Below are 24,300 nucleotides of genomic sequence, written 5' to 3'. Positions count from 1 at the left end.
CGTGCTGAAGCCGATCCTCTGGCCGGTCCTCGTCCCGTCCCTGCTGTTCTCCATCGGCATCGGGGCGACGATCCCGGTGTACGTGCTGGCCGCGCTGCAGCTGGGGGCCGGCAACGCCCTGGCCAGCGGCACCGTGACCCTGATGGGCGCGGTCTCCCTGATCTTCACGGTCCCGGTGGGCATCCTCATCGACCGGGTCGGGGACCGCCGGGCGATGACCCTGGGCACGGTCGCGGCCGTCGTCGTCACCGCCCTGACGGTGTTCGCGCTGGCCGCTCCCCTGGCCCAGCCGCTGGCCCTGACCCTGTACATCGTCCTGCTGCTGTTGCGCGCCCCCGTGGAGGACATCTGGCGCCTGGCCCGGCAGGCGGTGGTCGCCGAGCACATGCCCCCGGCCCACCTGGGCAAGGCCATGACCGCCCTGGGCGGGACCATGCGGGTGGGCAACCTGCTGGGCCCGCTGATCAGCGCGGCGCTGCTGGTGTGGCTGCCGCTGTGGTCCGTGTACGTGTTCTCCTGCCTGTGCGCGGTGCTGGCCGTGGTCATCCTGAACATCCCGGCCCTGAACCGCGGCTTCGACGACGCCGCGGCCCGCTCCTCCCGCGCGGGTACGGAGGAGCCGGTCCCGGAGATCGGGGCGGCCACGGGGGCCGCCGAACCCGAGGGACCCGCCGAGGCGGCCGCGGATCTGGCCGAACGGGCCGAGCCCGCACCGGCGAGCCCGCGCCCGTCCCTGCGGGCCCTGGCGGTGGACTGGCACGCGGTCTGGCTGGCCGGGATCGGGATCCTGGTGCTGGCCGTGGCCCGGGTGCTGCAGCCGCTGATGGTGCAGCTGTGGGGCGCGTCCATCGGGCTGCACGAATCCGGGATCTCCCTGCTGGTGGCGGTGGGCGCGGCGATCGAGCTGGTGCTGATGTTCCCCGGCGGGTACCTGAAGGACCGGCTGGGCCGGGTCGCGGTGCTCACCGCGTGCCTGGCCGTGTTCGGCGCGGGCTTCGTGCTGATGGGCGCCGTGCCCACGGTGGCGGGGCTGGTCGCGGCCGTCGTCGTGATGGCGGTGGGCAACGGCCTGGGCGCCGGGGTGAACATGACGATCGGGGCGGACCTGAGCCCCGCGGTCGGCCGGGCCCGGTTCCTCGGGGTGTGGGCGGTGTTCACCAATGCCGGGCAGCTGGGCGGACCCGCCCTGGTCTCCGCGCTGCTGAGCATCGCCAGCCTGCCGGCGGCCCTGATCTGCGCGGGCGCGGTGACCCTGGGCGGGGCCGTGTGGACGGCGGCCACCGGGCGGCGCACCGGCCTGCCCGGGCCGCGGCGCTGAGCCGACGCCGACCCGGGAGCCGACCCGCCGCTGAACCGGCACCGGGTCGGCCCCGTGCTCACTCGGTGCCGGCTTCCACATCGATGGTGACAGGATGGGCTCCATGCACCGCGATCAGCGCTTCACCGGCCACATAGCCGGGGTCGGCACCGCCTCGGGGCTGCGCCTGGTCCTGGGAGCCTGGCACACCACGCCCCACGGACCCTTCGCCGACGTCATGCTCGCCCACCCGGACGGCACCCGCCAGCTGCTGGCCCCGGACCCGTGGGTCCGGGACTTCGTGAGCGCCACCTACACCTTCGACGACGCCCGCGTCCTGCCCGTGCGCCTGGCGCGCACCGGGACGGGGCGGGCCTCCCGGTGGGAGGTTTCGGCCGGGCCCCTGGAGTGGAACTTCGCCGTCGGGGCCCGGGACCCCCTGGGGCTGCTGCTGCGCGCCGTGCCGGGGCCGGTGGGCCGCTCCCGCAGCTTCGCCGGGATCACCGACGCCGTCGCCCGCCGGCTCCTGCCCGGGGTGCGCACCCTGGGCACCGCCGGGAACGGGCGCACCGAGTGGTACGCGGCCGCGGACCTGCACCGGATCGCCGACTCCCGGGTCCGGTGGCGCGGGCGCGACGCCGGACCCCTGGCGCCGGTGGACCCGGCCCCGCAGTTCGGCTTCGGCTCCACCCCGCGCACCCCGTGCCTGACGGCCCTGACCAGCACGGTGCGCCTGCCCGCGGGCGGCTGAGACCGCGGGCTTGCGCGCAGAGAAAAAGGAGGGGCCGTTCCCACGCCGTCGATGACGACGCGGGAACGGCCCCTCCGTGGCGGTGCGGACCCTCCCCCGAAGGCCCGCGGCACCGCCGCGGTCGACCACCCCCTATGGTCGGCCCCATGGTCGGCTCCGCCCTGCCGGGCGGATCCCCAGCTGACGGCACCCGGATCCGCGTGCGCCGGCTAGGCGACCACGACCTGATGGCGCTTGGCCGTCTCCCGGGAGACCGACACCTGCACGCCGAGATTCGTGAAGCGCTGCTCCAGCGCCTGGGCGGCCTCCGGCAGGATCTCCTGCTGGATGGCGCCCAACAGCTCCTGCACGTCCACCCGCTCATTGGCGGTGACGTCCAAGGCCAGCTCGGGGGCGCGGGCCGTGCCGCGCAGCACGGCCTTGGCCCGGGTCACATGCTCCAGGTCCTCGACCCGCTGCTCCAGGGCATCCGTGACGGCCGACGCCGGCATCACGGTGGTGCCCTGGCGGGCGTCCCGGTGCAGCTGCAGCGGGGAGGCCTCCTGCTTGCGGGGGGTCTGGGCGGCCAGCCACCACACGGCCAGCAGCACCAGCACGATCCCCGCGGCCAGGGCCGCGCCGGGCAGCCACTGCTGCCCCAGCACGTCCGAGGCCCCCTGCAGGGGCTGGGATCCGGCGTCGAAGCCGTTCAGTCCCCAGGAGGAGACGAGACCGGCGGCGGTCAGGATCCAGAAGGCCCCGGCCAGCAGCAGGACGAGGCCGATCACGGCCAGCCACGCGCGGTTCAGCGCGCCTGCTCTCTTCCTCATGACATCTCCTTCGTCACGGCCCGCACGCGGACCTTCGGCACGGGGGTCACCCCGGCCTCGGACAGCCGACGCTGGACGCTGCCGCGGACCTCCTCCACGATGTCCCGGTGCTCGCGCAGCGGGGTGGTGATCTGCACGATCACGGAGCGCGGATCCGCGGAGGAGCTGACCTTGGTGACGCCGTCCACCAGCGAGGCCTCGGCGGAGGCCAGCCCCGCCAGGGACTTGTTGGTGATCACGGCCTCGGTGCTCCCGTCCACGGCGACCGATTCCGCCACGGGCAGGCTCAGCCGGGCGGCGTGGTGGCGACCGGGCACGATCGCCCCGATCAGCAGCACCAGACCCAGCAGCACCAGGATCACGGCGACGGTCCAGCCGACCGGGGAATCCCAGGCCAGCCCGGAGGCGCCGTCCACGGCGTCGTCGACCTGCGGCATCCAGCGTCCGGAGCTCAGCTGGTCCACGGACAGCCAGATCAGCAGCGCGCCGAGGGCGAGCAGCACCACGCAGGTGACGATGACGGGGGTCAGCCGGGTGGGACGTTGGCGCATTCCCTTCACAGCAGCTCCCTCCTTCCCTGTTCGGTGCGCGGCTGCAGGTAGCCCACGCGGATGTCGACCTGGCGGATCTGCACGCCGGTGGCCTCGCTGACGCGCCGGCGCAGGGTCTCGCGCAGGTCCTCGGTGACCTGGCGGATGGGTGCGGGGTAGCGCACGCCGACCTCCAGGGCCAGGGTCGCGATCCGCCCGGTCAGCTCCACCTTGACGGAGGGGCGGGCGGAGAGGCTCTCCTGCTTGCCGATGCCCAGGACCCCACCCGAGGTGCCCCCGATGTGGGGCTGCTCGGAGGCGATCTGCGCGGCGATCTTCTCGATCACGCGCTCGGCGAGGACGGTGCGTCCCCGCTCGTCGGGCGCTGGGGCCTGCGCGTCGGCGGCGCGGCGGCCCGCGGTGGTGGTCTCAGCCATGGGTCACCTCCGGTCGGAGGACTTGCCCATCAGGGAGCGCAGGTCCAGGCGGCCTTCGAGCACCAGACCGACCACCAGGCCGATCGCGCCGAAGAGCACCACGATCAGGAACATGGAGAAGGTCCCGAAGGCGGCGACGATGCCGAGGACCAGGCCCACGAGCAGACCGAAACGAGTGGTGTTCATGATGAATCCTTAGAGATGAGTGTCCAGAGGGCCGCGCCGCCGCGCCCCGCGAAGGTCCGACGGATCGGAGCTGTGCGGGTGGTTCGCGGCGCGTCGGCGCGGCCGGTGGGGATGCCGCCCCCGCTGGGGTGGCGGGGAGGACTACTGGAGCTGCTTGCCCTCGTCCTCGTTGTCGTCGTTCTCCTCGGGCAGGTGCACGTCGGTCACGTTGATGTTGACCTCGACGACCTCCAGGCCGGTGGCCTGCTCCACGGTGGAGATGACGTTGCGGCGGATGGAGCGGGCGACGTCCACGACGGAGGCGCCGAACTCGATGATGATGGACAGGTCCACCGCGGCCTGGCGCTCGCCCTTCTCCACGGACACGCCGCCGGAGACGGAGGTCTGGGCGCCGGGGATCCGCTCGGAGACGGCGTCGAAGGCGCGACGGGCGGCGTTGCCCATCTTGTACACCCCACCGACCTCGCGGGCGGCGATGCCGGCCAGCTTGGCGACCACGGTGTCGTTGATGGTCGTGGTGCCCTGCGAGGTCTGCAGCGGGCTGTTGTTGGCCCCCTTGTCCTCGGAGCGCTGCCCGTTCTGCTGAGCAGAGGAGGTGGTGGACTTGATGTCGTTGGTGTTGGCCATGTCGATGACTCCTTCCTCATGACCGCCATCGGCGACGGTCACCAGTACAGACGCCGCCCGTGCGGAATCCTCACGCAGGTTCTCGAGATTTTTTTCCGGCGGCTTCCCGGAGGGGTGCCCGCGGACCTCCCCGCGGGAGCCCGGAGGACCGCATCGTCCCCAGTCGGACCGGGATTGTGCGGAGTACGCCGGGGGAGAACCCCGAGGGGCGACGTCAGATGCGTCACGTACCCTGGGGAGGGCAGCCGCCCGGCCCGCGACCCCGCGGAATCCCCGGACACGGCCACCGAGCAGCAGCGACCACCGACGAACGGAGGGGAACCACGGCATGGTCCGGCACGAGCCCGCAGGGCCCGACCTCGAGGACATGGACCTCGCAACGGTCGGGGAGCGCGCCCAGGACGGAGACCTGGAGGCCTTCGAGTCCCTGGTCATCCGCTACGAGACCTCCCTGTTCCGCATGGCCTACCGCATGCTCGGGGACCGATCCGAAGCGGAGGACGTCACCCAGGAAACCCTGATCTACGCGTGGCAGAAGCTGGAGACCCTCCGGGAGCCGGTCACCTTCCCCACCTGGCTGCTGCGCATCGGGGCCAACCGCTGCAAGGATGCGATCCGCAGCGACTCCCGCCGCGGCACCCAGGCGGTGGAGGACGAGACCCTGGAGCGCATCCCCTCGGCGGCGGCCGGGGAGGACCCGCACCGCCGGGCGGAGAGCCGGGCCGGGATGGATCAGCTGAACCGGCTGCTGCAGACCCTCCCCGAGGATCAGCGGCTGGTATGGATCCTCCGGGAGCTGCACGGGTACTCCTACAATCAACTGGCAGAGACGCTCGGAGTCAGCGAAACCGTGGTCCGGGGCCGGTTGGCCCGCACCCGGAAGAATCTGGCGCAAGGAATGGAGGCGTGGCGATGAGCAGCCAGCACCAGGACGTCGACCCCGAACGGCAGCGGTCCGGCACGGGCCCCGCCGCCCCGGAACCACATGTCGTCGGCCCCTCGGACCCCGCCGCGCCCGACGAGGGTGAGGAGCTGCTGGGCTGCGGGCGCCCCATCGACTCGATCTGGGCCACCCTGGACGGCCCGCCCGATGAGCACCAGCGCAGCTGCGAGTACTGCACCCAGGCCCGGCACAGCCTGCAGTCCCTCGCGGCCCTGACCGATGCGGCCCGGGCCGAGGAGCAGGAGCTGGCACCGGCCCCCTCGATCCGCTCGCGGGTGATGGGCTTCGCCCGGATGCACGTGCGCCGGTCCCACCCCGTCCTGGCGTTCCGCACCGACTCCTCGGAGCTGTTCGTCAGCCAGGCCGCGGTGGCCGCGCGGGTGCGTCGCACCGTGGACTCCTTCCCGGGTCTCACCGCCCGGCGCTGCCGGGTCAGCACCGAGCAGACCCTGCCGGACGGGGAGCGGCCCCTGCACCTGCGGGTGAGCATGAACATCTCCCCGGAGAGCGTCTACACCAGCTATGACCGGAACCTGCGCACCGCCATCGTGGAGGATCTGCGCGATGAGCTGGGACTGACAGCCCAGACGGTGGACTTGGAGATCGAGGACATCAATGATCGCGTCTAGCACGGCCGCCGCCCCCCAGGGGCAGGCGCCCACCAGCCTCATCCACCGGATCGCCGAGGTCCTCGACGCCGACCCCGACGTCGTGCGCCGGGAGCCGACCCTGGCCCAGTTCGTCACCAGCCTGCGCCGCGGGCAGGCCCGCGAGCGGGTGGACGGGCTGCGGGTCTCCGAGACCGACGCCGGGGTGCGCGTCTACGCGGAGATCACGGTCCGGCGGGAGCGTTCCCTCCTGGAGATCCACCGTCGTCTGCGCGACGCGGTGGAGGCGGCGGTGCTCGAGCAGACGGGTCGGGCACCGGCCCTGCTGGATCTCACGATCCTCGGCACGGAATAGCCCGAGACAGCGCGAGCCTGCGCCGCAGATTCACCGCGGCGCAGGCTCGACGCTCTGCTGGGCCCCGGGATCACCGAGGCCCGTCGGTCCTCAGAGCTCGACGGTCTCCGAGGAGCCCTGCGGGCGCTGCCCGGTGACCTTGGCCTTGAGGATCGCGCCGAGGGCCTTCGCGCGCCCACCGGGCTGACCCCAGAACTGGGCGGACTCCCCCTCGAAGCGCAGCACCCCGAGGTTCGGATCCTCCTTGCCGTGCTCGAACCAGGCGCCGGCGGCGTCGTTCCACAGCCGATCGATCGTGGCCCGGTCCTCCTCGAACTCCACGGTCCCGGACACGGACAGCCAGGATCCGGCCTCGGCGAAGGCGAGGTTGACCTGGCCGTTCTTCCGCAGGTTCTCCGCCTGATCCCCCTGCAGCCCGATGAAGAAGCGCACCACGGCCTCCTCGGTGACCTCCTGCGGGGTCATCGGGTAGGACTGCAGGGTGCCGTCGGCGGCGACGGACGCCATCATCACGAAGCGCTCGCCGCGCATGATCTCGACGATGTCCGCGCGGGTCAGTTCCTCGGCCATGGTTCTCCTCCTGGGGTTGGGGTGCCGCCGAGCCCGGGGCTCGTACGGCGGGTGGTTCCGCCTCCCATGCTCCGCCGCCCCGCTCCCGTTGGCCAGGGTGCGGGGCCGGTTGCGCGCACGGCGGACGGAGCCGACGCCGCCACCCAACATCATGGGCGGCGGCGTCGGGTCCCTCTTACGGGGTGCGCAGGGTCAGGAGGAGGACGAGGAGGTCAGGTCGTAGACCGTGGTGCCTCCCACCGTCGTCGCGGTGAAGTGCTCCTGGACCCACTGCTGGATGGCGGAGGAGCTGGAGTCACCCATCCCGCCGCCGCCCATGCCGCCGGCGATGAAGTAGTGGATCTTCCCTTCGGAGACCATCTGCTTGAACTCGTCCAGCGTGGGGTACGGGTCCGAGCCGTTCCAGCCGCCGATGTCCAGGACCTCGGTGTCCGACGCGAGCATGTAGTTCGCCGCCCCGGTCGCGCCCATGGTGGCCGCGGAGTACTCGGTGCCGGCGTTCTCCAGCAGCTCGGTCAGCTCGGCGTTGGACTCGCCCATGCCGCCGCCCATGCCGCCCTGGGCCCCGTCGGTCTGGGTGCCGTCGGAGGTTCCGGACGCGGACGCGTCGGTCTGCGCGGAGTCGGTCCCGGTCTGGCCCGCGCCGCTCTGACCGGTTCCGTCCTGGGAGGTGCCGTTCTGGGCGGCACCCCCGGGCGCGGTGCCGGTCTGACCGGTGCCACCCTGGGTTCCGTCCGTCTGGGTGCCATCCGTCTGGGCGCCGTCGGTCTGCCCCGCGGCCCCGCCGCCGGGGGCACCACCCGTGCCGCCGCCGGGTCCGCCCATCCCGGATGCACCGGCCACGGCCGGCCCGGAGGACGGGGTGGAGCCGGTGTGAGCCTGGCCCGCGGTGGCGACACCCCAGGAGGCCGTGCCGAGGCCGCCGAAGATCAGCGCGGCCAGGGCCAGCACCGTACCCATCCGGCGGAAGCCGCCCGGGCGCAGCCGGTGCACACCGGCCGCGATCGCGACCGCGGTGAGGGACCCGCCGATCAGGATGACCCAGGGCAGCCACGGCAGCCAGTCCGCCCCGGCGCTGCGCAGCAGGGCGAAGTTCCAGATCACCGTGATCAGGAGGGTTCCGGCCAGCGTCCAGCGGGCCGGGGCGTACTCGCGTCCTCGCCACAGCTCGACGCCGCCGATGGCCACCAGGGCGGCGACGGCCGGGGCCAGGGCCACCACGTAGTAGGGGTGGATGGTGCCCTGCATGAAGGAGAAGATCCCGGCGGTGATCACCAGCCAGCCGCCCCAGACCAGCAGGGCCGCGCGGGTGCCGTCCGTGCGCGGGGCGCGGCGGGTGAACCAGAGGCCGGCCACGAGCAGCACCGCGGCGGCGGGCAGCAGCCAGGAGATCTCCGGGCCGAAGCCGGAGTTGAACATCCGCAGCACGCCGGTGGAGCCGCCGAACATGGAGCCGCCACCGCCGCCCCCTCCGCCGCCGTTGCCGGAGCCGCCGAAGATCCGGCCGAGGCCGTTGTACCCGAAGACCAGCTCCCAGAAGGAGTTGTTCTCCGTGCCGGCCATGTACGGGCGGGAATCGGCCGGCCAGGCGTAGAACACCGCGGCGTAGGCCAGCACCGGCAGGCACACGCCCACCGCGGCCACCGCGAGATCGCGGATCCTGCGCACCCATCCGCCGCGGGCGGCCACCAGCACGGCCAGGGCCAGGGCGGGCAGGATGAGGAAGCCCTGGAGCATCTTGACCAGGAAGGCCAGACCCAGGATGAGTCCCGCGCCGAACAGCCACCCGGTGGAGGCGAAGCGCCGGGCCGGGTCGGATTGGATCGCGCGGATGGTGAAGTACGCGCCGAGGGTCAGGCACAGGGTGAGCATCGCGTCCGGGTTGTTGAACCGGAACATCATCACGGCCACCGGGGTCAGGGCCATCAGGGTTCCGGCGATCAGCCCGGCGATCTTGCCGCTGGTGCGCTTGACCGCCAGGTACAGCACCCACACGGCGGCGATGCCCATGAGCGCCTGCGGCAGCAGCACCGTCAGGGAGCTGAAGCCGAAGAGGCGGGCGAACAGCGCCGGGATCCAGTAGGCGGCCGGCGGCTTGTCCACGGTGATGCCGTTGTTGGCGTCCAGGGAGCCGAACAGCATCGCCGTCCAGGATTTCGATCCGGCACGCACGGCGGCGGCGTAGAAGCTGTTGCCCCAGCCGGAGATGGTCAGGTTCCACAGGTACAGCACGGCGGTGCCGAGCATCATCAGGGCGACGGCGGGGTTCAGCCATCGCGGTTCGCCGGGTGTCCCGGCGATCAGCCGCCGGAAGCGGCCGGGGGTTCTCTGGGTCAGCATGGTGCTCCTCAAAGGATCAAGGGGTTGGGGAGGGGGTCAGGGGTGGGTTCAGGCGGCGCGGGCGGCGTCGGCCTCGGCGGGCTCCGCCGGTCGCACCGTCTCGGGAGTGCCGGCGAGGCGCGCCTCGGCGGCGTCGGCTGCGGATTCGGCTGCGGCGTCCTCGCGGGGGCGGAAGACCCACCAGCGGAACAGGAGGAACTTCAGGACGGTCGCGGCGAGGTTGGCCAGGACGACGGCGATCACCTCCAGCACGGGGTGGTTCCCGCCCAGCGCGTCCAGGCCCGCCAGGGCCCCGGCGGTCAGGCCCCAGCCGAGGAAGAACACGATCAGGCCCTGCAGCTGGTGCTTGGCCGCTCCGGCGCGGCCGGTGACCCCGAAGGTGAAGAAGCGGTTCACGGCGGTGTTGGCCACGGCCGTGATGATCAGGGCCAGGAAGTTGGCCCACTGCGCGCTCATCGTCATCCGGCACAGCACGAAGATCAGCAGGTAGGCGAGGGTGGAGCCGACGCCGACGACGCAGAAGCGCACGGCCTGGGAGAACAGGGCGTTGGACTGCCCGGCGATCGCTCCGCGGCCGAGTTCCGCGCGCAGGGCGCTGACCGGGATCCGGCCGGTGGCCATCTCCTTGGACAGCCGGATCATGCCCTTGATGTCGTCCGTGGCGGTCTTGACCACGTCCACGCTGGAGTGGGGGTCATCGGTCCAGTCGACGGGGACCTCGGCCACGCGCAGGCCGACCTTGTCGGCGAGCACCAGCATCTCGGTGTCGAAGAACCAGGCGGCGTCCTCGGTGTAGGGCAGCAGCTTCTGGGCGACGTCGGCGCGGATGGCCTTGAAGCCGCACTGGGCGTCGGAGAAATGGGCGCCCATGAAGGTGCGCAGCATGAGGTTGTAGCAGCGGGAGATGAACTCGCGCTTGGCCCCCCGGACCACCCGGGAGCTGCGGTTCAGGCGGGTGCCGATGGCCAGGTCCGAGTGCCCGGTGATCAGCGGGGCGACCAGCGGCTGCAGGGCGGCGAGGTCCGTGGACAGGTCCACGTCCATGGACACCAGCACGGCGGCGGCCGGGTGGGTCCACACCTCGCGCAGCGCCCGGCCCCGGCCCTTCTGGTCCAGGTGCACGGTGCGCACCGCGGGCAGCTCGCGGGAGAGGCGCTCGGCGATCACGAGGGTCTCGTCCGTGGAGGCGTTGTCCGCGACGGTGATGGAGTACGTGTAGGGGAAGTGCTCGGCGAGGTAGGCGTTGAGCCGGCGCACGCAGGCCTCGATGTCGGTCTGCTCGTTGTACACGGGGATGGTCACGTCCAGCACGGGCTGCGGTCCGCGGGTGTCCACGGGGTCCCGGCCGATGTCGACGACGCGGGCGGCGGCCGCGGTGCGGGAGGTCAGGGACTGGGGGGTGGGGGCTGTGGTGGTCATGGGACCAGCGTCGAGGCCCGGTGTGTGCCGCCTGTGTGGCGCTGCTGTGCCGTTGCTGTGACTGCGGAGGGGCGGGGCGGGATGGGGGCTGGGGCAGCAGCGGGTGGCCTGGTCAGGCGAGACGGCGGTCCTTACGGCGTTGCGCTGTCTCAGAGGGCTCAGACGGGATCGTCATCCGCATGGGGGTTCTTGAAGAGCGAGTCCAGCATCGCCCCTCTTCAACGAGAAATCGCCCCCTGCAGTCGGTTCTGGGCATCCACCGCCGAGAGGATCTCATAGATCATGATCTTCCCTGGTCGAAGTCGAGGACCGTGGTCTTGACGGATGGCCTGGCCGTCAGCTTCACGGACACGCCCCGGCCCTCTTCGGTGAATTCTGCGGTGAACTTCTCGCCCCATGATCTGATGGACAACCCCTGGCGGAAGTGCAGCATGCGACCATCGCGCCCATCGAACTTCACGGATTCGACGGTCGCGACACCGAGGAGGAAGACCTCCTGCGCCTCTTCCATCGGTCTGTCGATGCGCAGGGAACCGGTGGACCTGACCCCGCTCCTCGTGATCTTGAATGTCTTCACACCCTGCGTGTACTCGGCATGCCAGGGGCGCAACCTGATCCGGTGTACTGCGCCCAGCAGAAGACAGGCGGCGAAGGTCAGGGCATACGAATAAGCCCAGGCGTATGATTCCTCAGAGGTTGCCGCCAGCGTTATCCTCGTCGCCGCCGAACTGAGGATGAGCCCAGCCGTCCCCGCCGGAAGATATCCGAAATGCCACTCCATCGGTGAGGACCTGATCATCGAAACGCCCAATGCCCGTGGGTTGATGTCATCGAGAGGACCCGGTCTCTTCCGGGCACCGGGTGCCGCTCATCAGATCCGGCGGAGCGCTCAGATCCTCCGGCTCCATCCGCAGCACCCGAGCCTCGCGATGCCATCAGCATCCGAGGTCGGGGCAGGACGGGAAGCGGCATCGCGACCCCCTCGACAAGGCACGCAGGCCCACACCACGGAGCGCGATCCGGTGCCTGATGAGAAGTGTCAGACATCATGTGGGCTCCGTCAAACTCATCCCTCGCGGGCGGCTTCGAGGCAGGACCCTACGGTCGAAGCCCGAGCTCGGGGTGCCGACGCGGGACGCGCCCGCCGCGGCCTCGCCCTCTCCCCCGATCGATTCGAGCAGGCCGGGCGAGAGCGCGGTACCGCGAGGATGAGACGATGCGGTCTGCACCCCCGGGAACCACAACCGCGGGCGCAGACCGCATCCATGCCCTCCGGATCCGGCAGAAGTGTGTCTCGGGGCAGCGAAGCCCCGGAGCGCGGACCGGGAGCGTCCGCGGGTGCGAGCCCGTCCCATGACGCCGGAGGCGGGGAGAACGGGAGGGCTGACGGTCCTGATGGAGCCGATGCCCCGCGGATGAGACACCATCGTGCTCTCCCCCACGAGGTGAGGCAACCCGAAGGAGACGCCCAGCCCCCGCGCCATCGCGGGTGCGGGGCGTCTCCCCTGGTCACGCGCCGAGACCCCCCGAGAGTGATATTCCTCACCATCAGGGGCTGGGTCAGGAGTCCGTCCCGGAGGAGTCCGACGACGACCCCGAGCCCTGGCCCGCGGCCCCCTGCCCGCCGGAGGCCCCACCCGCCCCGGACGAACCCGAGCCGGTCGAGCCCGTCCCCGACTGGGCGGCCTGCAGCGAGACGAGGGTGACGGCGTCGTCCTTCTTGGTCCCGGAGGCCATGACCTCATCCCCCGTGGAGATGCCGCTCACCAGGGAGGAATCGGACACGGTGTAGACCTGGGTGTGCCCGTCGGAGGACTTCACGGTCACGGAGGAGTCGGAGATCTTCTCCACCGTGCCGGTCTGGGTGATGGTGGTGACGTACTCGCCGTTCTGCTCGGTGACGCTCTGCGAATACAGCGGCTGCCCGCCGGCGATGCCCAGCCCCGCAGCGCCCATGCCCGGTGCGCCGCCCTGCGCGGTGCCGCCGGCGCCCGTGCCCGACTGGCCGGTCCCCGACTGGCCCGTCCCCGACTGGCCCGTGCCGCCCTGCTGCCCGGACTGACCCGCGGCGCCGGAGCCGTCTCCCGACTGGCCCGCGCCCGCCTGGCCGCCACCCATCCCGCCGCCCATGCCGCCGGGTCCTCCCTGGCCCTGGGAGCTGGAGGAGTCCGCGGCGGAGGACAGCCCGTAGGCGGCCGCGGCCGCGCCGCCGGTCACGGCGATCGCGATGGCCGCCGTCGCCGCGGTCTTCCGGGTGCTCCAGGTGCGCCCCGCCCTGCGGTCCCGGGCTCGCTCCCACTCCTCGGCGGGAGCGCCCCAGGCCGGGGCGGGACCCCCGGCGATCGGCTCGGTCTCCTGTCGGTGCGTGGCGGGGTAGGAGGCGGCGGGGCGGGTCGCCTCTCGGCGGCGGGAGCCGGCCTCGGTGCGGCGGACGTCGTCGACGCCGTAGCCGTCGTCGACACGGTGGACGCCCTCGGAACGGTGGACGCCGTCGGCGGAACGGTTGGCGTCCTCGGCGCGGCGGGCCGCCTCCTCGGCGGATCGGCGGGCGTCATCCTGCGGATGCTGTGCGGAGTCGCGGGTGGTCATGGCTGGGGATCCTCTCGGTCGGGTCCGTGGTTGGTCCCTACCGACGATCCGGAGGCCGCCTGTGCCCCGGCTGTGTCGGCGTGTTCGGGTTGCTGTGACCTGGCCCCGAGACGCCGCCCAGGCCCCCGTGGCGGGCAGACCGCGGGCTAGTGTGTGGAGCATGAGCCAGAACACCGCCGCCTCCGCCACCGAGCTCGCCCGGAACCTGCCCGCCCTCGAGCACCCGGACGGCAGCCGCATCCGGGCGCTCGTCGTCGACGACGAGGCGATGCTCGCCGAGCTGATCGGCTCCGGCCTGCGCATGACCGGGTGGGAGGTGCGCTCCGCCGGGGACGGCCCCTCCGCCCTCGCCGCCGCCCGCGAATTCCGCCCCGATGTGCTGGTGCTGGACATCATGATGCCCGGGTACGACGGCGTCGAGCTGCTCTCCCGCATCCGCGCCTTCCAGCCGGAGGTCCCGTGCCTGTTCCTGACCGCCAAGGACTCCGTGGATGACCGCATCCAGGGCCTGGCCGCCGGGGCCGATGACTACGTGACCAAGCCCTTCTCCATGGAGGAGGTGATCATCCGCCTGCACCGGCTCGTGCAGCGCTCCGGGGTCGCCGCGGTGGACGACGCCGAGCTGGTGGTCGGGGACCTGGTGCTGAACCAGGACACCCGCGAGGTCACCCGCGGCGGGGAGGAGATCACCCTGACCGCCACGCAGTTCGAGCTGCTGCGCTACCTCATGGAGAACGCCAAGCGCGTGGTGTCCAAGGCGCAGATCCTGGACAGCGTGTGGAATTACGACTTCGGCGGACAGGCCAACATCGTGGAGCTGTACATCTCCTACCTGCGCAAGAAGATCGACGTCGGCCGCGAACCCATGATCCACACGGTGCGCGGGGCCGGGTACGTCATCAAACCCGCCGTCTGATGGCCCTCGCGCACGACGACGCCACCCCCGCCCCGCGCGGGCCGGCGACGAATGAGGCGGCCGCGACCGGGGCCGCCGGGGGCGGGACGGCCGCGAGCGGTTCCGCGACGGCCCCGCGCCGCCCGGCGGCCCCCGCGCGCGCCGGGCTGCTGCACCCGGGCCGGTGGCGGCTGCGCACCCGGTTGATCGCGATCCTCCTGGCGTTCCTGGGCATCGCGTGCCTGGTGATCGGCGCCGCCAGCTACGCCGCGATGGACGCGAACCTCACCGGACAGCTGCGCACCCGACTCGCCGAGGCCTCCGACCGGGCCACCAGCTTCGCCGGACCGCACCGCGGCCAGGACGGCACCGGCGCCGATGGCTCCGCCGGGGGAGCCGACGGCGGCCAGGATGCGGCCACGAGCACCCCGAGTCCCTCCTCCACCGCCCCCAACCCTCTGAACGCCCCGGGCCAAGCCGCCGGAACCCTCAACGCCCGGGTCGTCGGCGGCGAGTTCGTCTTCGGCGGGATGCTGGACACCCGCGGCTCCGCCGTCGCCCTGACCGCCGCCGATGAGCAGACCCTGCTGAACCTGCCGGTCGGGAAGGAGGCGCAGCGGGTGAGCCTGTCCCAGGGGGACTACCTGGCGCTCGCGGAGAAGGACGCCAGCGGGCAGACCGTGATCACCGGGCTGCCCACCGCGGACGTGGACCGCACCCTGACCACCCTGCTGCTGATCACCGTCGGCGTCAGCGCGGCCGCCCTGGTGCTGGCCGGGCTGCTCGGCTCCTGGGCGATCCGGCGCACCATGAAGCCGCTGGAGCGGGTCTCCGCCGTCGCCACGGACGTCTCCCAGCTGGATCTGGGCGCGGGCCAGCTGCCCCCGGAGACGCGGGTGGCTCCCGCGGATGCCCGCCCGAGCACGGAGGTCGGCGCCGTCGGGCACGCGCTGAACCTGATGCTGGAGAACGTGGATTCGGCGCTGAGCGCGCGGCAGCGCTCCGAGGACCGGGTGCGGGAGTTCGTCGCGGACGCCTCCCACGAGCTGCGCACCCCGCTGGCGGCGATCCGCGGGTACTCCGACCTGCTGAAGTGGACCGAGGACCTCACCGGGGACGGGCAGCGCTCCCTGGGCCGGATCGACTCCCAGTCCCAGCGCATGGCGGCCCTGGTGGAGGACCTGCTGTTGCTGGCGCGCCTGGACCAGGGCCACCAGCCGGTCAGCGAGGACGTGGACCTGACCGAGCTGGTGGTGGAGAGCGTCTCCGACCTGCAGGTGGCCGCCCCCTCGCACCGCTGGGCCCTGGAGCTTCCCGAGGAGCCGGTGGTGGTGCGCGGGGACCCCCGGCAGCTGCGCCAGGTGCTGATGAACCTGCTGTCCAACGCCCGCAAGCACACCGACGACGGCACCACCGTGACCACGGCCCTGGGGGTCAGCGCCAACCGCCGGGAGGCCGTGCTGACGGTGACCGACGACGGCCCCGGCATCGACCCGGACTTCCTCCCGCGGATCTTCTCCCGCTTCGCCCGGGCGGATCAGGCTCGCTCCGGGGAGGTCGGCACCACGGGCCTGGGCCTGGCGATCGTCAAAGCCATCGTGGAGAGCCACGGCGGCCGGATCGCGGTGGCATCCCGCCCGGGCCGCACCGAGTTCGAGGTCCGCCTCCCGACGGCGACGGCGACGGCGTCGTAGCCGAGGGGCCCGGGGCTGGAGGCCAGACGGCTCACCGACCCGGCGCATCCGTTCCCATCCGGGCCTCCCCGGGCGGCGAGGCGGCGCATTCGTTCCCAGGAACGGCAAACTTGGGAACGGATGCGCCGGGTCGATGGAGGGTGGGAACGGGTGCGCCGGGTCGGCGGGTCTTCGCGCGGGAAAACCGGGACCCCGGAGCCCCGAGTCCGAGACCAGACCCCTCCCCGAGACCGGAACCCTCCGGCCCGGCCTACTCCCCCAGCTGGGCCGCCAGGTAGCTCGCGCTCGCGCCGGCGCCGTCGGCCACCTCGCGCGGGGTGCCGGCGGCGACCACCCGGCCGCCGTCCTGCCCCGCGCCGGGACCCAGCTCGATCACGTGGTCGGCCTGGGCCACCACCCGCATGTCCAGCTCCACGACCACCACGGTGGACCCGGCATCCACGAGTCGCTGCAGGTGGGCCAGCAGCCGGTCCGTGTCCGCCGGGTGCAGGCCCGCGGTCGGCTCATCCAGCACGTACAGGGCGTCCCCGCGGTGGCTGCGCTGCAGCTCGGCGGCCAGCTTGACCCGCTGCGCCTCCCCGCCGGACAGCTCCGTGGCCGGCTGGCCCAGGCGCACGTAGCCCAGACCGACGTCGTCGAGGACCTCCAGGGTGCGGCGCACCTCCGGCACCTCGTCGAAGAACTCCCGGGCCTCGGCGACCGTCAGGTCCAGGACCTCGGCGATGTTCCGCCCGTTCCACGTGATCTGCAGGGTCTCCGGGTTGTAGCGGGCGCCGTGGCAGTCCGGGCACGGCGAGTAGACGCTGGGCAGGAACAGCAGCTCGACCATGATCCACCCCTCCCCCTCGCAGGTGGGGCAGCGTCCGCCCGGCACGTTGAAGGAGAACCGGCCGGGCTTGTACCCGCGGCTGCGGGACTCGTCGGTGCCGGCGAACAGGCGGCGGACCCGGTCGAACAGGCCCGTGTACGTGGCCACGTTGGAGCGCGGCGTGCGCCCGATGGGCTTCTGGTCGATGCCGACGACGCGGCGCACCCGAGCGACGTCGCCGGCCACCGCGCCGCGGGTGGTCTCCGCGTCGGTCTGCAGCAGCAGGGACGCCTCATCCGGGGCCTGCTCGGCGGTCTCCTCCGGGTGGGCGGCACCCCCGGCGGCGTTCGCCCCGGCGCGGGCCAGCAGCTCCGGCAGGGCCTGCCCGACCAGCGTGGACTTGCCCGCCCCGGAGACCCCGGTGACGGCGGTGAGGCAGCCCAGGGGGATCCGCGCGTCGGTGCCGTCCAGGTTGTGCCGGTGCACCCCGGTCAGCTCGAGCCACCCGGTGGGGGTGCGGCCCGCGGGCTCGGGGCGGGCGGCGTCGTCAGCGAGGTAGCGGCGGGTCACGGACTCCTCCACCCGCGCCAGGCCCGCCGGCTCCCCGCTGTAGAGCACACGCCCGCCGTCGGAGCCCGCGCCGGGGCCGATGTCCACCAGCCAGTCCGCGGCGCGGATGACGTCCAGGGAGTGCTCGATGACGAACACGCTGTTCCCGGCCGCGCGCAGGTCCCGCAGGATCCCCAGCAGCGCCTCCCGGTCCCGCGGGTGCAGCCCGGCGGAGGGCTCATCCAGGACGTAGACGACGCCGAACAGCTCGCTGGACAGCTGCGTGGCCAGGCGCAGCCGCTGCAGCTCCCCCGGGGACAGGGTGGGGGTCGCGCGGTCCGGAGAGAGGTAGCCCAGGCCGAGGTCCAGGATGGGGCGCAGCCGGGCCAGCAGATCCCGGACCAGGCTGCGGGCCGCGGCGATCTTCTCCGCGGAGAGATTGGGGGTGGTGCGCACGTCCCCGCCGCCGGCGTGGGCCGAGCCGCCCGCGGCCACCCGGGCCTCGACGGCGGCGCGGCGGGCGGCCTCATCCGGCAGGGCGGCGGCCCGGACGTCCTCGGGGGCGGTGGGGGTCCAGGCGTCGTCGAGCACGGGGGCCAGCAGGTCCCGCAGCTCGTGCAGGGGCAGCGCGGAGATCTCGGTGATGTCCAGGCCCTCGAAGGTCACGCTCAGCGCCTCGGCCTTGATGCGCCGGCCGCGGCACGCGGGGCACACGGCGCCGGTGAGGAAGCGGGCGGCGCGCTTCTTGGCGGCGGCGGACTTGGACCCGGCGAAGGTGTCCAGCACGTAGCGGCGCGCCCCGACGAAGGTCCCCCGGTAGCTGGGCTCCGCGCCGTCGGCCTTCAGCCGCCGCACCGCCTCCGGGCTCTCGGCGTGCCGGTACACGGGGATGGTGGGACGCTCCTCGGTGTAGAGGATCCACTCGCGGGCGTCAGCGGGCATGTCCTGCCAGGGCGCATCGATGTCGTAGCCGAGGTTCACGAGGATGTCCCGCTGGTTCTGCCCGTGCCAGGCCCCGGGCCAGGAGGCGATGGCGCCGTCGCGGATGCTCAGGGTGGGGTCCGGGACCATGAGGTCTTCGGTGACGTCGTAGACCCGGCCGATGCCGTGGCATTCCGGGCAGGCGCCCTCCGGGGTGTTGGGCGAGAAGTCCTCGGCGTAGAGCATGGGCTGGTCCGCGGGGTAGATCCCGGCGCGGGAGTACAGCATCCGCAGGACGTTGGACAGGCTGGTCACGGAGCCCACGGTGGAGCGGGCGGAGCCGCCGGTGCCGCGCTGCTGCTGCAGGGCCACGGCCGGGGGCATGCCCTCGACGGCGTCCACCTCCGGCACGCCCGCCTGGTCGATCAGCCGACGGGCGTAGGGGGCCACGGATTCCAGGTAGCGCCGCTGGGATTCGGCGAACAGCGTCCCGAAGGCCAGCGAGGACTTCCCGGACCCGGAGACCCCGGTGAACACGACGATGGCGTCGCGCGGGACCTCCAGGTCCACGTCGCGCAGGTTGTGCTCGCGGGCCCCGCGCACCCGCACGACGTCGGGGGCGGGGGTGGCGGGGGTGGGTGAGACTTGGACGGCGGTGGGCGATGTGGGGGCGTCGGGGGCAGCGTTGGGCTGGTCGGTGGGCATGTCCCATGCCTACCACGCCGGTGGGGAGGGGCAGGTGGGCATGGGTGGAGGAGGGGCGGGGAGCCGTGGAGTCGAACGGTCGTGGCCCCGCCATGGACGTCATCTTCGGGGAGGTGATCCTCCCCCACCCTTCCCCGGCGTTTCACGTGAAACGCTGGGGAGGGAGACAGACCACCGAGAAAGGAACACCATGTACCACCAGCACCTCAAGCCGTTCCCGCAGGACTTCCTCTGGTCCGCCTCCACCTCCGCCTACCAGGTGGAGGGCGCGTGGAACGAGGACGGGAAGGGCCCCTCCGTCATCGACACCAAGCCGGCCGACGAGCTGCCCGAGGGCACCGCGGACTACACCGTGACCGCGGACCACTACCACCACGTCGAGGAGGACGTGGCCCTGATGGCCGAGATGGGCTTCCGCGCCTACCGATTCTCCATCGCCTGGACCCGCATCATCCCGGACGGCGACGGCGAGGAGAACCCGGCCGGCATCGCCTTCTACCACCGGCTCATCGACGCGCTGCTGGAGCACGGCATCGAGCCCATCGTCACGGTGTTCCACTTCGACACCCCCGCCACCCTGGACGCCAAGGGCGGATGGGCCGCCCGCTCCACCGCGGACGCCTTCGTCCGCTACGCCGAGGTGCTGTTCCGCGAGTACGGGCACAAGGTGAAGTACTGGCTGACCATCAACGAGCAGAACATGATGATCCTGCACGGGCGCAAGCTCGGCATCATCAACGCGCTCACCGATGACCCGGAGAAGGAGCTGTACCAGGTCAACCACACCATGTTCCTGGCGCAGGCCAAGGCCATGATCCTGCTGCACCAGATGCACCCGCAGGCCAAGATCGGGCCCGCCCCCAACATCTCCTACGTCTACCCCGCCTCCTCCAAGCCCGAGGACGTCATCGCCGCGGACAACTACAACGCGGTGCGCAACTGGCTCTACCTGGACCTGGCCGCGCGCGGGGAATACAACTCCACCGCGTGGGCGTACCTGGAGGAGAAGGGCATCGCCCCGCAGATCGAGGTGGGGGACATGGCGATCATGAAGGCCGCCAAGCCGGACTTCATCGCCTTCAACTACTACAACACCACCACGATGGCGGACGCGCCCTTCGGCGGCGGCGCCTCCGAGCGCTCCGAGGAGGCCGACCAGCAGATCTCCGAGGGCGAGGAGGGCTACTTCAAGGCCGTGTCCAACCCGAACCTGGGGATGACGCAGTTCGGCTGGGAGATCGACCCCGTCGGCATGCGCATGACCTATCGGGCGATCTGGGACCGCTACCACCTGCCGCTGATCGTCACCGAGAACGGCCTGGGCGCCTTCGATGAGCTCACCGAGGACGGGCACGTGCACGACGACTACCGGATCGACTACCTGCGCCAGCACATGGAGCAGACCCAGGAGGCCATCACCGACGGCGTGCAGATCCTCGGGTACTCCCCGTGGTCCGCGATCGACCTGGTCTCCACCCACCAGGGCATCGCCAAGCGGTACGGGTTCATCTACGTCAACCGCACGGACGATGACCTGAAGGACCTGGCCCGATACCGCAAGGACTCCTTCTACTGGTACCAGCAGCTGATCCGCACCGGCGAGCTCCCCCCGAAGGACTGGACGCCGTCGTACTGAGTGGGCAGGCGTCCGGCCCGTCCCGCCACGCGCCACCGAGACGGCGCTGCGGTTCCCACTTCCCCCTCTCGAGGACGCGAGACGGCGCATCCGCTCCCAGATCCGTGGATTCTGGGAACGGATGCGCCGGGTCGGCAAAGGTGTGGGAACCGCAGCGCCGTCTCGCGCGTCGGAGGGAGAGGAGAATCCAGCCGAGGAACGTGGGACAAGCTGTCCCTCCCACCGCGGCGGCCCAGGGTGGAGGATGGATCCATGCCCCGAGACACCAAGCAGACGCTCAAGGAATTCCTGCGCGCCAAACGCGCGACCGTGAGACCTGAGGATGTCGGCATCGTGGATTCCGGGCCGCGTCGGGTGCCCGGGCTGCGACGAGAGGAGGTCGCCGTCCTCGCCGGGGTCAGCGTGGACTGGTACGTGCGTCTGGAGCAGGGGCGGCAGGTCACCCCCTCGGAATCCGTGCTGCACGCCGTCGCCCGGGCGCTGCGCCTGGACGACGCGGAGCGGGAGTACCTGTCCAACCTGGCCCGGCCCTCCCGCACCCCGAACCCGCTGCAGCGCGACGGCGCCGTGCGCCCGGGCATCCGCAGGATGCTCGACGGGATGAGCGGGCAGGCGGCGTTCGTGCTCGGCCCGCGGATGGAGGTCCTCGCCGGCAATGAGCTCGCGTGGGCCCTGCTCGCAGACTTCCCGGCGAAGCCCGCAGACGATCGCAACCTCCTCCGGTGGATCCTCACCGATCCGGATGCCCGGGGCTTGTACCGGGACTGGGAGAAGATCGCCTCCGAGATGGTCGGCGTCCTGCAGCTCGAGGCCAGCGCCCGCCCACGGGACCGGGAGATCGAGGCGCTGGTCCGGGAGCTGAGGGCCTCGAGCCCCGAGTTCGCCCGGTGGTGGACCCGCCCCAACCCCCAAGGCAGGACCTCCGGGATGAAGCGGTTCCGCCACCCGCAGGCGGGTGATCTCACCATCGAGTGGGAGGCGTTCGCGGTGCCGGATGACTCCACGCAGACCCTGTTCATCTACTCCCCGCACGACGCCGGCTCGGCGGAGGCCCTGCGCCTGCTGGCGAGCTGGCGCGCCACCCTCCTCCGGGACCGCGACGACGTCGCCCCCGGCGCGCCGGTTCCGGGGCAGCTTGCCGCGCCCGCCACCTCCTCCGCCGTGACCGCACCCGAAGCATCAGAAAGGCAGCAGATCTCATGACGCATACCGCTCTCGTCACCGGAGCATCCTCCGGCATCGGCTTCCACATCGCCCAGGAACTCGCCCAGCGCGGCTACGACATCGTCGGCGTCGGCTCCAGCGAGCGCATCCTCGAGCTGCCGGAGAAGCTGCCCGACGTCGAGGTGATCCCCCTGCGCGCGGACCTCACCGACCGGGCCGACGTCGAGCGGCTCTGGGAGGAGTTCGAGCGCACCGGGCGCACCCTGGACGTCGCAGCGCTCAACGCCGGGCGCAGCCTCGGCGGATCCTTCCTCGACACCGACCTGGAGGACCAGCTGCAGCTGCTCGAGCTGAACGTGACCTCCCAGGTGATCCTCGCCAAGCACGTCGTGCAGACGATGGCGCGGCAGGGCGGCGGCCGGATCCTCATCACGACGTCGCTGTCCGCCACCACCCCCACGCCCTACGAGTCCATCTACGGGCCCACCCGAGCGTTCATGTTCAGCTTCGCCGAGGGGCTGCGGGAGGAGATGAAGGAGCACGGGGTCAGCGTGACCGCCCTGCTGCCGGGGGCGACGGCCACCGATTTCCACGACCGCGCGGGCATGCAGAAGACGAAGTTCGGGGACAACTCCTGGAAGAACGATCCCGCCGAGGTCGCCCACCAGGGGGTCCAGGCGCTGTTCGACGGGCGGGACCACGTGATCGGCGGGAACCGCGCCACGCAGCGGGCGGCCCTGCTGAACAAGCTCTCCTCCGAGGAGGCCAAAGCCCGGCGCTTCGCGAAGGACTCCCGCCCGCAGCAGTGAGGCGACGGCGTCCCGTGCCTTCACGTTTCGCCGCCGAGACGGCGCTGCGGTTCCCTTTCCCACGGATTTCGGGAACCGCAGCGCCGTCTCGGTGTGGGGGTGGGTGGGTTCCGGGGGTCGGGCACGGGGCGGTGGTGGGAGGTTCTAGAAGTCCATGCCCAGCACGTAGGCGGCCTGGCCGATGTGCTGCAGGGCGTCCTCGGAGACGCTGACCAGCCGGGCCGCGCGGGTCACCGGCGGATCCCAGCTGCGGTCGATCACCTCGGCCAGATCCTCCGGGGAGAGGGTGCGCAGATACGCCTGCTCGGCGTCGACCACGGCCCGCAGGTACGCGTACAGCAGGTCGGCGTCCTCCACGACGACGGCACGCGCCTGCTCCGGGGTGTGCCCGTACCCGTGATCCTGCGGGTCCAGCCCCAGGTCGAAGCGGCGGTCGAAGCCCTGCGCGGTCCACACCTGCTCGGCGTCGGCCAGGTCCGCGACCTGTGCGTCGATCTCCCGGGCGGCGTGCCACAGCAGCCACGCGATCGAATTGTCCTGCCCGCCCGGGTGGGCGTTGAGCTTCTCGGCGGTGAGCCGCTCCGCGAATCCCTCGGCGGCCTGCAGGGGACGGGCGGCCAGGTCCTGGAGAACATCGATGGCATCCATGCCCGCGACCCTACTCCCCCGCCCCCGCCCGGAGTCGCGAGGCGGCCGACATCCACCGGCCGACGCCGACCCGGCGCATTCGTTCCCAGAATCCGCGAATCCGGGAACGAGAACGCCGGGTCGGCGAAGAGGAGGCTCCCCTGTCGGAACGAAAGCGCCGTCTCAGCGAGAGAAGGCGCCCAAACCCACCTGGCACCGAAGACAGCCTCATCCGCCCGCGAGTGTGCCTCCCTCCGCCCCGAGGCCATCCAGTGCCACCAGGGCCTCGTGCTCCGATGTCCCCGGGGCCGCCGAGTACACGCTCAGCCGCTGCCCCGGTGTGCCCTCGATGCTCATCGCCTGGAAGTCCAGCGCCACCCGGCCGACCACGGGGTGGTGCAGCACCTTCACCGCCTGCGCGTGGGTGCGCACGTCGTAGGCCTGCCACAGCGCGGCGAACTCCTCGCTGTCCCGGCGCAGCTCCTCCACCAGCTCGGCCAGCGCGGCGTCCTGCGGATCCGTGCCGGCCAGCGAGCGCAGCCCCGCGATGCAGTGCCGGGCATGCACCTCCCAGTCCTCCGGGTACAGCGTCCGCGCCGCCGGGGCCAGGAAGAGATAGCGGATGATGTTGCGCCGGTGTGGGGGCCATTCATCCATGCCCGGGAACAGCGCCTCGGCGGGCGGATTGGCGGCCAGCATGTCCCCGGTGCGGGTGAGCACGTACGCGGGGAAGGGCCGCAGCGCCTCCAGGATCTGCGGGACGGAACCCGGCAGTCGGTGCGCCGGTGCGTCGTCGGCGATGGGGCTGACCCCGGCCAGCACCGCGACCTCCTCGCGGCGCAGCCCCGGGGTGCGCCGCATCCCCGGTCCCGGGGTGAGTCCGACATCGTGAGGAGTCAGTCCCTCCCGCCGTGCCCGCAGGAAATCGCCCAGTGCGCTGCCGTCCACGCGCCGCCTCCGCTCCTCGTCCTCGTGCCTCATCCGATGCCTCCGCAGATCCCGGGTGGGGACGCGGATGTCCGGGCACCAGC

Annotated in this window: 23 protein-coding genes; 10 read left to right on the top strand and 13 right to left on the bottom strand. The window is 72.2% G+C overall.

Annotated elements, in window-relative coordinates:
* Nucleotide 1 precedes the first annotated feature (1 nt).
* Both NQ707_RS07320 and NQ707_RS07315 read left to right on the top strand, forming a co-directional pair.
* On the top strand, nucleotides 2–1,318 hold the full coding sequence (locus tag NQ707_RS07320; protein ID WP_100463511.1) for an MFS transporter: 1,317 nt from the start codon (nucleotides 2–4) through the stop codon (nucleotides 1,316–1,318).
* A gap of 103 nt (nucleotides 1,319–1,421) precedes the next feature.
* Nucleotides 1,422–2,048: a hypothetical protein gene (locus tag NQ707_RS07315; RefSeq protein ID WP_100463510.1), complete on the top strand. Its 627-nt coding sequence runs from the start codon at nucleotides 1,422–1,424 to the stop codon at nucleotides 2,046–2,048.
* Nucleotides 2,049–2,257: 209 nt separating this feature from the next.
* Here NQ707_RS07315 and NQ707_RS07310 read toward each other — a convergent pair whose 3' ends face one another.
* The 5 genes from NQ707_RS07310 to NQ707_RS07290 all read right to left on the bottom strand — a co-directional run bounded on the left by NQ707_RS07310 (nucleotide 2,258) and on the right by NQ707_RS07290 (nucleotide 4,637).
* Complete coding sequence (locus NQ707_RS07310) at nucleotides 2,258–2,857, bottom strand: hypothetical protein (protein WP_058731708.1); 600 nt, start codon at nucleotides 2,855–2,857, stop codon at nucleotides 2,258–2,260.
* Nucleotides 2,854–3,408 carry a DUF6286 domain-containing protein gene (locus NQ707_RS07305; RefSeq protein WP_058731709.1) on the bottom strand — a complete coding sequence of 185 codons (555 nt, stop codon included), beginning with the start codon at nucleotides 3,406–3,408 and terminating at the stop codon, nucleotides 2,854–2,856. Before NQ707_RS07305 ends, NQ707_RS07310 begins: the two co-directional genes overlap by 4 nt.
* Nucleotides 3,409–3,413: 5 nt before the next feature.
* Nucleotides 3,414–3,824, bottom strand: a complete 411-nt coding sequence (locus tag NQ707_RS07300) for an Asp23/Gls24 family envelope stress response protein (RefSeq protein WP_081046368.1) — start codon at nucleotides 3,822–3,824, stop codon at nucleotides 3,414–3,416.
* 3 nt (nucleotides 3,825–3,827) lie between these two features.
* The gene (locus NQ707_RS07295) at nucleotides 3,828–4,010 is read right to left on the bottom strand and encodes a hypothetical protein (RefSeq protein WP_058731710.1); all 183 of its coding nucleotides are present in this window, start codon (nucleotides 4,008–4,010) and stop codon (nucleotides 3,828–3,830) included.
* A 141-nt stretch (nucleotides 4,011–4,151) separates the two neighbouring features.
* On the bottom strand, nucleotides 4,152–4,637 hold the full coding sequence (locus tag NQ707_RS07290; RefSeq protein ID WP_058731711.1) for an Asp23/Gls24 family envelope stress response protein: 486 nt from the start codon (nucleotides 4,635–4,637) through the stop codon (nucleotides 4,152–4,154).
* A 367-nt stretch (nucleotides 4,638–5,004) separates the two neighbouring features.
* Here NQ707_RS07290 and NQ707_RS07285 point away from each other — a divergent pair, with 367 nt between their 5' ends.
* The 3 genes from NQ707_RS07285 to NQ707_RS07275 are packed head-to-tail and all read left to right on the top strand — an operon-like array spanning nucleotide 5,005 to nucleotide 6,543.
* On the top strand, nucleotides 5,005–5,553 hold the full coding sequence (locus NQ707_RS07285) for an RNA polymerase sigma factor (protein ID WP_165590127.1): 549 nt from the start codon (nucleotides 5,005–5,007) through the stop codon (nucleotides 5,551–5,553).
* Entirely contained in the window at nucleotides 5,550–6,209 is a 660-nt protein-coding gene (locus tag NQ707_RS07280) for a hypothetical protein (protein ID WP_129358054.1), read from the top strand. The genes NQ707_RS07285 and NQ707_RS07280 overlap by 4 nt, the downstream gene beginning before the upstream one ends.
* Nucleotides 6,196–6,543 carry a hypothetical protein gene (locus tag NQ707_RS07275; RefSeq protein ID WP_058731714.1) on the top strand — a complete coding sequence of 116 codons (348 nt, stop codon included), beginning with the start codon at nucleotides 6,196–6,198 and terminating at the stop codon, nucleotides 6,541–6,543. The genes NQ707_RS07280 and NQ707_RS07275 overlap by 14 nt, the downstream gene beginning before the upstream one ends.
* Nucleotides 6,544–6,633: 90 nt before the next feature.
* On the opposite strand, the gene NQ707_RS07270 is transcribed toward NQ707_RS07275, so the two are convergent.
* From NQ707_RS07270 to NQ707_RS07250, 5 genes are all read right to left on the bottom strand, one after another.
* Nucleotides 6,634–7,113: a pyridoxamine 5'-phosphate oxidase family protein gene (locus tag NQ707_RS07270; protein WP_129358053.1), complete on the bottom strand. Its 480-nt coding sequence runs from the start codon at nucleotides 7,111–7,113 to the stop codon at nucleotides 6,634–6,636.
* A gap of 192 nt (nucleotides 7,114–7,305) precedes the next feature.
* On the bottom strand, nucleotides 7,306–9,453 hold the full coding sequence (locus NQ707_RS07265) for a glycosyltransferase family 39 protein (RefSeq protein ID WP_058743661.1): 2,148 nt from the start codon (nucleotides 9,451–9,453) through the stop codon (nucleotides 7,306–7,308).
* A 48-nt stretch (nucleotides 9,454–9,501) separates the two neighbouring features.
* Complete coding sequence (locus NQ707_RS07260) at nucleotides 9,502–10,872, bottom strand: glycosyltransferase (RefSeq protein ID WP_404435263.1); 1,371 nt, start codon at nucleotides 10,870–10,872, stop codon at nucleotides 9,502–9,504.
* A 280-nt stretch (nucleotides 10,873–11,152) separates the two neighbouring features.
* Nucleotides 11,153–11,653 carry a hypothetical protein gene (locus tag NQ707_RS07255; protein WP_061225116.1) on the bottom strand — a complete coding sequence of 167 codons (501 nt, stop codon included), beginning with the start codon at nucleotides 11,651–11,653 and terminating at the stop codon, nucleotides 11,153–11,155.
* Between the two features lie 779 nt (nucleotides 11,654–12,432).
* Nucleotides 12,433–13,461, bottom strand: coding sequence for a hypothetical protein (locus NQ707_RS07250; protein WP_404435262.1), 1,029 nt, complete (start codon nucleotides 13,459–13,461; stop codon nucleotides 12,433–12,435).
* A 160-nt stretch (nucleotides 13,462–13,621) separates the two neighbouring features.
* On the opposite strand from NQ707_RS07250, the gene NQ707_RS07245 reads away from it, so the two are divergent.
* Complete coding sequence (locus NQ707_RS07245; RefSeq protein ID WP_058731667.1) at nucleotides 13,622–14,377, top strand: response regulator transcription factor; 756 nt, start codon at nucleotides 13,622–13,624, stop codon at nucleotides 14,375–14,377.
* Nucleotides 14,377–16,050, top strand: a complete 1,674-nt coding sequence (locus NQ707_RS07240; protein ID WP_100463505.1) for a cell wall metabolism sensor histidine kinase WalK — start codon at nucleotides 14,377–14,379, stop codon at nucleotides 16,048–16,050. The genes NQ707_RS07245 and NQ707_RS07240 overlap by 1 nt, the downstream gene beginning before the upstream one ends.
* A 250-nt stretch (nucleotides 16,051–16,300) precedes the next feature.
* Here the strand turns inward: NQ707_RS07240 and NQ707_RS07235 are convergent, their stop codons facing one another.
* Nucleotides 16,301–19,033, bottom strand: a complete 2,733-nt coding sequence (locus NQ707_RS07235; RefSeq protein ID WP_129358052.1) for an excinuclease ABC subunit UvrA — start codon at nucleotides 19,031–19,033, stop codon at nucleotides 16,301–16,303.
* A gap of 190 nt (nucleotides 19,034–19,223) precedes the next feature.
* Here NQ707_RS07235 and NQ707_RS07230 point away from each other — a divergent pair, with 190 nt between their 5' ends.
* The 3 genes from NQ707_RS07230 (at nucleotide 19,224) to NQ707_RS07220 (ending at nucleotide 22,642) form a co-directional block, all read left to right on the top strand.
* Nucleotides 19,224–20,669, top strand: a complete 1,446-nt coding sequence (locus NQ707_RS07230; RefSeq protein WP_404435259.1) for a glycoside hydrolase family 1 protein — start codon at nucleotides 19,224–19,226, stop codon at nucleotides 20,667–20,669.
* Between the two features lie 252 nt (nucleotides 20,670–20,921).
* On the top strand, nucleotides 20,922–21,872 hold the full coding sequence (locus tag NQ707_RS07225; RefSeq protein WP_224799953.1) for a helix-turn-helix transcriptional regulator: 951 nt from the start codon (nucleotides 20,922–20,924) through the stop codon (nucleotides 21,870–21,872).
* Nucleotides 21,869–22,642 (top strand): SDR family oxidoreductase, encoded by a 774-nt coding sequence (locus NQ707_RS07220; protein WP_064725033.1) that lies wholly within the window; start codon nucleotides 21,869–21,871, stop codon nucleotides 22,640–22,642. The genes NQ707_RS07225 and NQ707_RS07220 overlap by 4 nt, the downstream gene beginning before the upstream one ends.
* Before the next feature lie 144 nt (nucleotides 22,643–22,786).
* Here the strand turns inward: NQ707_RS07220 and NQ707_RS07215 are convergent, their stop codons facing one another.
* Nucleotides 22,787–23,290, bottom strand: a complete 504-nt coding sequence (locus NQ707_RS07215) for a DinB family protein (RefSeq protein ID WP_064725034.1) — start codon at nucleotides 23,288–23,290, stop codon at nucleotides 22,787–22,789.
* A gap of 207 nt (nucleotides 23,291–23,497) precedes the next feature.
* Nucleotides 23,498–24,250 carry a transcriptional regulator gene (locus NQ707_RS07210; protein WP_129358050.1) on the bottom strand — a complete coding sequence of 251 codons (753 nt, stop codon included), beginning with the start codon at nucleotides 24,248–24,250 and terminating at the stop codon, nucleotides 23,498–23,500.
* Nucleotides 24,251–24,300: the final 50 nt, after the last annotated feature.

It is taken from the genome of Rothia sp. BD8, from assembly GCF_044878465.1.
GTDB classification, from domain to species: Bacteria; Actinomycetota; Actinomycetes; order Actinomycetales; family Micrococcaceae; genus Rothia; species Rothia kristinae.
This window is presented reverse-complemented; position numbering and strand designations above follow the sequence as displayed.

What these genes read in the sequence shown, in the direction of transcription:
- NQ707_RS07280 (WP_129358054.1), top strand. Translation starts at nt 5,550, where the DNA reads ATGAGCAGCCAGCACCAGGACGTCGACCCCGAACGGCAGCGGTCCGGC.
- NQ707_RS07260 (WP_404435263.1), bottom strand. Translation starts at nt 10,872, where the DNA reads ATGACCACCACAGCCCCCACCCCCCAGTCCCTGACCTCCCGCACCGCG.
- NQ707_RS07310 (WP_058731708.1), bottom strand. Translation starts at nt 2,857, where the DNA reads ATGAGGAAGAGAGCAGGCGCGCTGAACCGCGCGTGGCTGGCCGTGATC.
- NQ707_RS07215 (WP_064725034.1), bottom strand. Translation starts at nt 23,290, where the DNA reads ATGGATGCCATCGATGTTCTCCAGGACCTGGCCGCCCGTCCCCTGCAG.
- NQ707_RS07240 (WP_100463505.1), top strand. Translation starts at nt 14,377, where the DNA reads ATGGCCCTCGCGCACGACGACGCCACCCCCGCCCCGCGCGGGCCGGCG.
- NQ707_RS07250 (WP_404435262.1), bottom strand. Translation starts at nt 13,461, where the DNA reads ATGACCACCCGCGACTCCGCACAGCATCCGCAGGATGACGCCCGCCGA.
- NQ707_RS07290 (WP_058731711.1), bottom strand. Translation starts at nt 4,637, where the DNA reads ATGGCCAACACCAACGACATCAAGTCCACCACCTCCTCTGCTCAGCAG.
- NQ707_RS07210 (WP_129358050.1), bottom strand. Translation starts at nt 24,250, where the DNA reads ATGAGGCACGAGGACGAGGAGCGGAGGCGGCGCGTGGACGGCAGCGCA.
- NQ707_RS07225 (WP_224799953.1), top strand. Translation starts at nt 20,922, where the DNA reads ATGCCCCGAGACACCAAGCAGACGCTCAAGGAATTCCTGCGCGCCAAA.
- NQ707_RS07300 (WP_081046368.1), bottom strand. Translation starts at nt 3,824, where the DNA reads ATGGCTGAGACCACCACCGCGGGCCGCCGCGCCGCCGACGCGCAGGCC.
- NQ707_RS07270 (WP_129358053.1), bottom strand. Translation starts at nt 7,113, where the DNA reads ATGGCCGAGGAACTGACCCGCGCGGACATCGTCGAGATCATGCGCGGC.
- NQ707_RS07285 (WP_165590127.1), top strand. Translation starts at nt 5,005, where the DNA reads ATGGACCTCGCAACGGTCGGGGAGCGCGCCCAGGACGGAGACCTGGAG.
- NQ707_RS07245 (WP_058731667.1), top strand. Translation starts at nt 13,622, where the DNA reads ATGAGCCAGAACACCGCCGCCTCCGCCACCGAGCTCGCCCGGAACCTG.
- NQ707_RS07235 (WP_129358052.1), bottom strand. Translation starts at nt 19,033, where the DNA reads ATGCCCACCGACCAGCCCAACGCTGCCCCCGACGCCCCCACATCGCCC.
- NQ707_RS07255 (WP_061225116.1), bottom strand. Translation starts at nt 11,653, where the DNA reads ATGGAGTGGCATTTCGGATATCTTCCGGCGGGGACGGCTGGGCTCATC.
- NQ707_RS07265 (WP_058743661.1), bottom strand. Translation starts at nt 9,453, where the DNA reads ATGCTGACCCAGAGAACCCCCGGCCGCTTCCGGCGGCTGATCGCCGGG.
- NQ707_RS07230 (WP_404435259.1), top strand. Translation starts at nt 19,224, where the DNA reads ATGTACCACCAGCACCTCAAGCCGTTCCCGCAGGACTTCCTCTGGTCC.
- NQ707_RS07275 (WP_058731714.1), top strand. Translation starts at nt 6,196, where the DNA reads ATGATCGCGTCTAGCACGGCCGCCGCCCCCCAGGGGCAGGCGCCCACC.
- NQ707_RS07295 (WP_058731710.1), bottom strand. Translation starts at nt 4,010, where the DNA reads ATGAACACCACTCGTTTCGGTCTGCTCGTGGGCCTGGTCCTCGGCATC.
- NQ707_RS07315 (WP_100463510.1), top strand. Translation starts at nt 1,422, where the DNA reads ATGCACCGCGATCAGCGCTTCACCGGCCACATAGCCGGGGTCGGCACC.
- NQ707_RS07305 (WP_058731709.1), bottom strand. Translation starts at nt 3,408, where the DNA reads ATGCGCCAACGTCCCACCCGGCTGACCCCCGTCATCGTCACCTGCGTG.
- NQ707_RS07220 (WP_064725033.1), top strand. Translation starts at nt 21,869, where the DNA reads ATGACGCATACCGCTCTCGTCACCGGAGCATCCTCCGGCATCGGCTTC.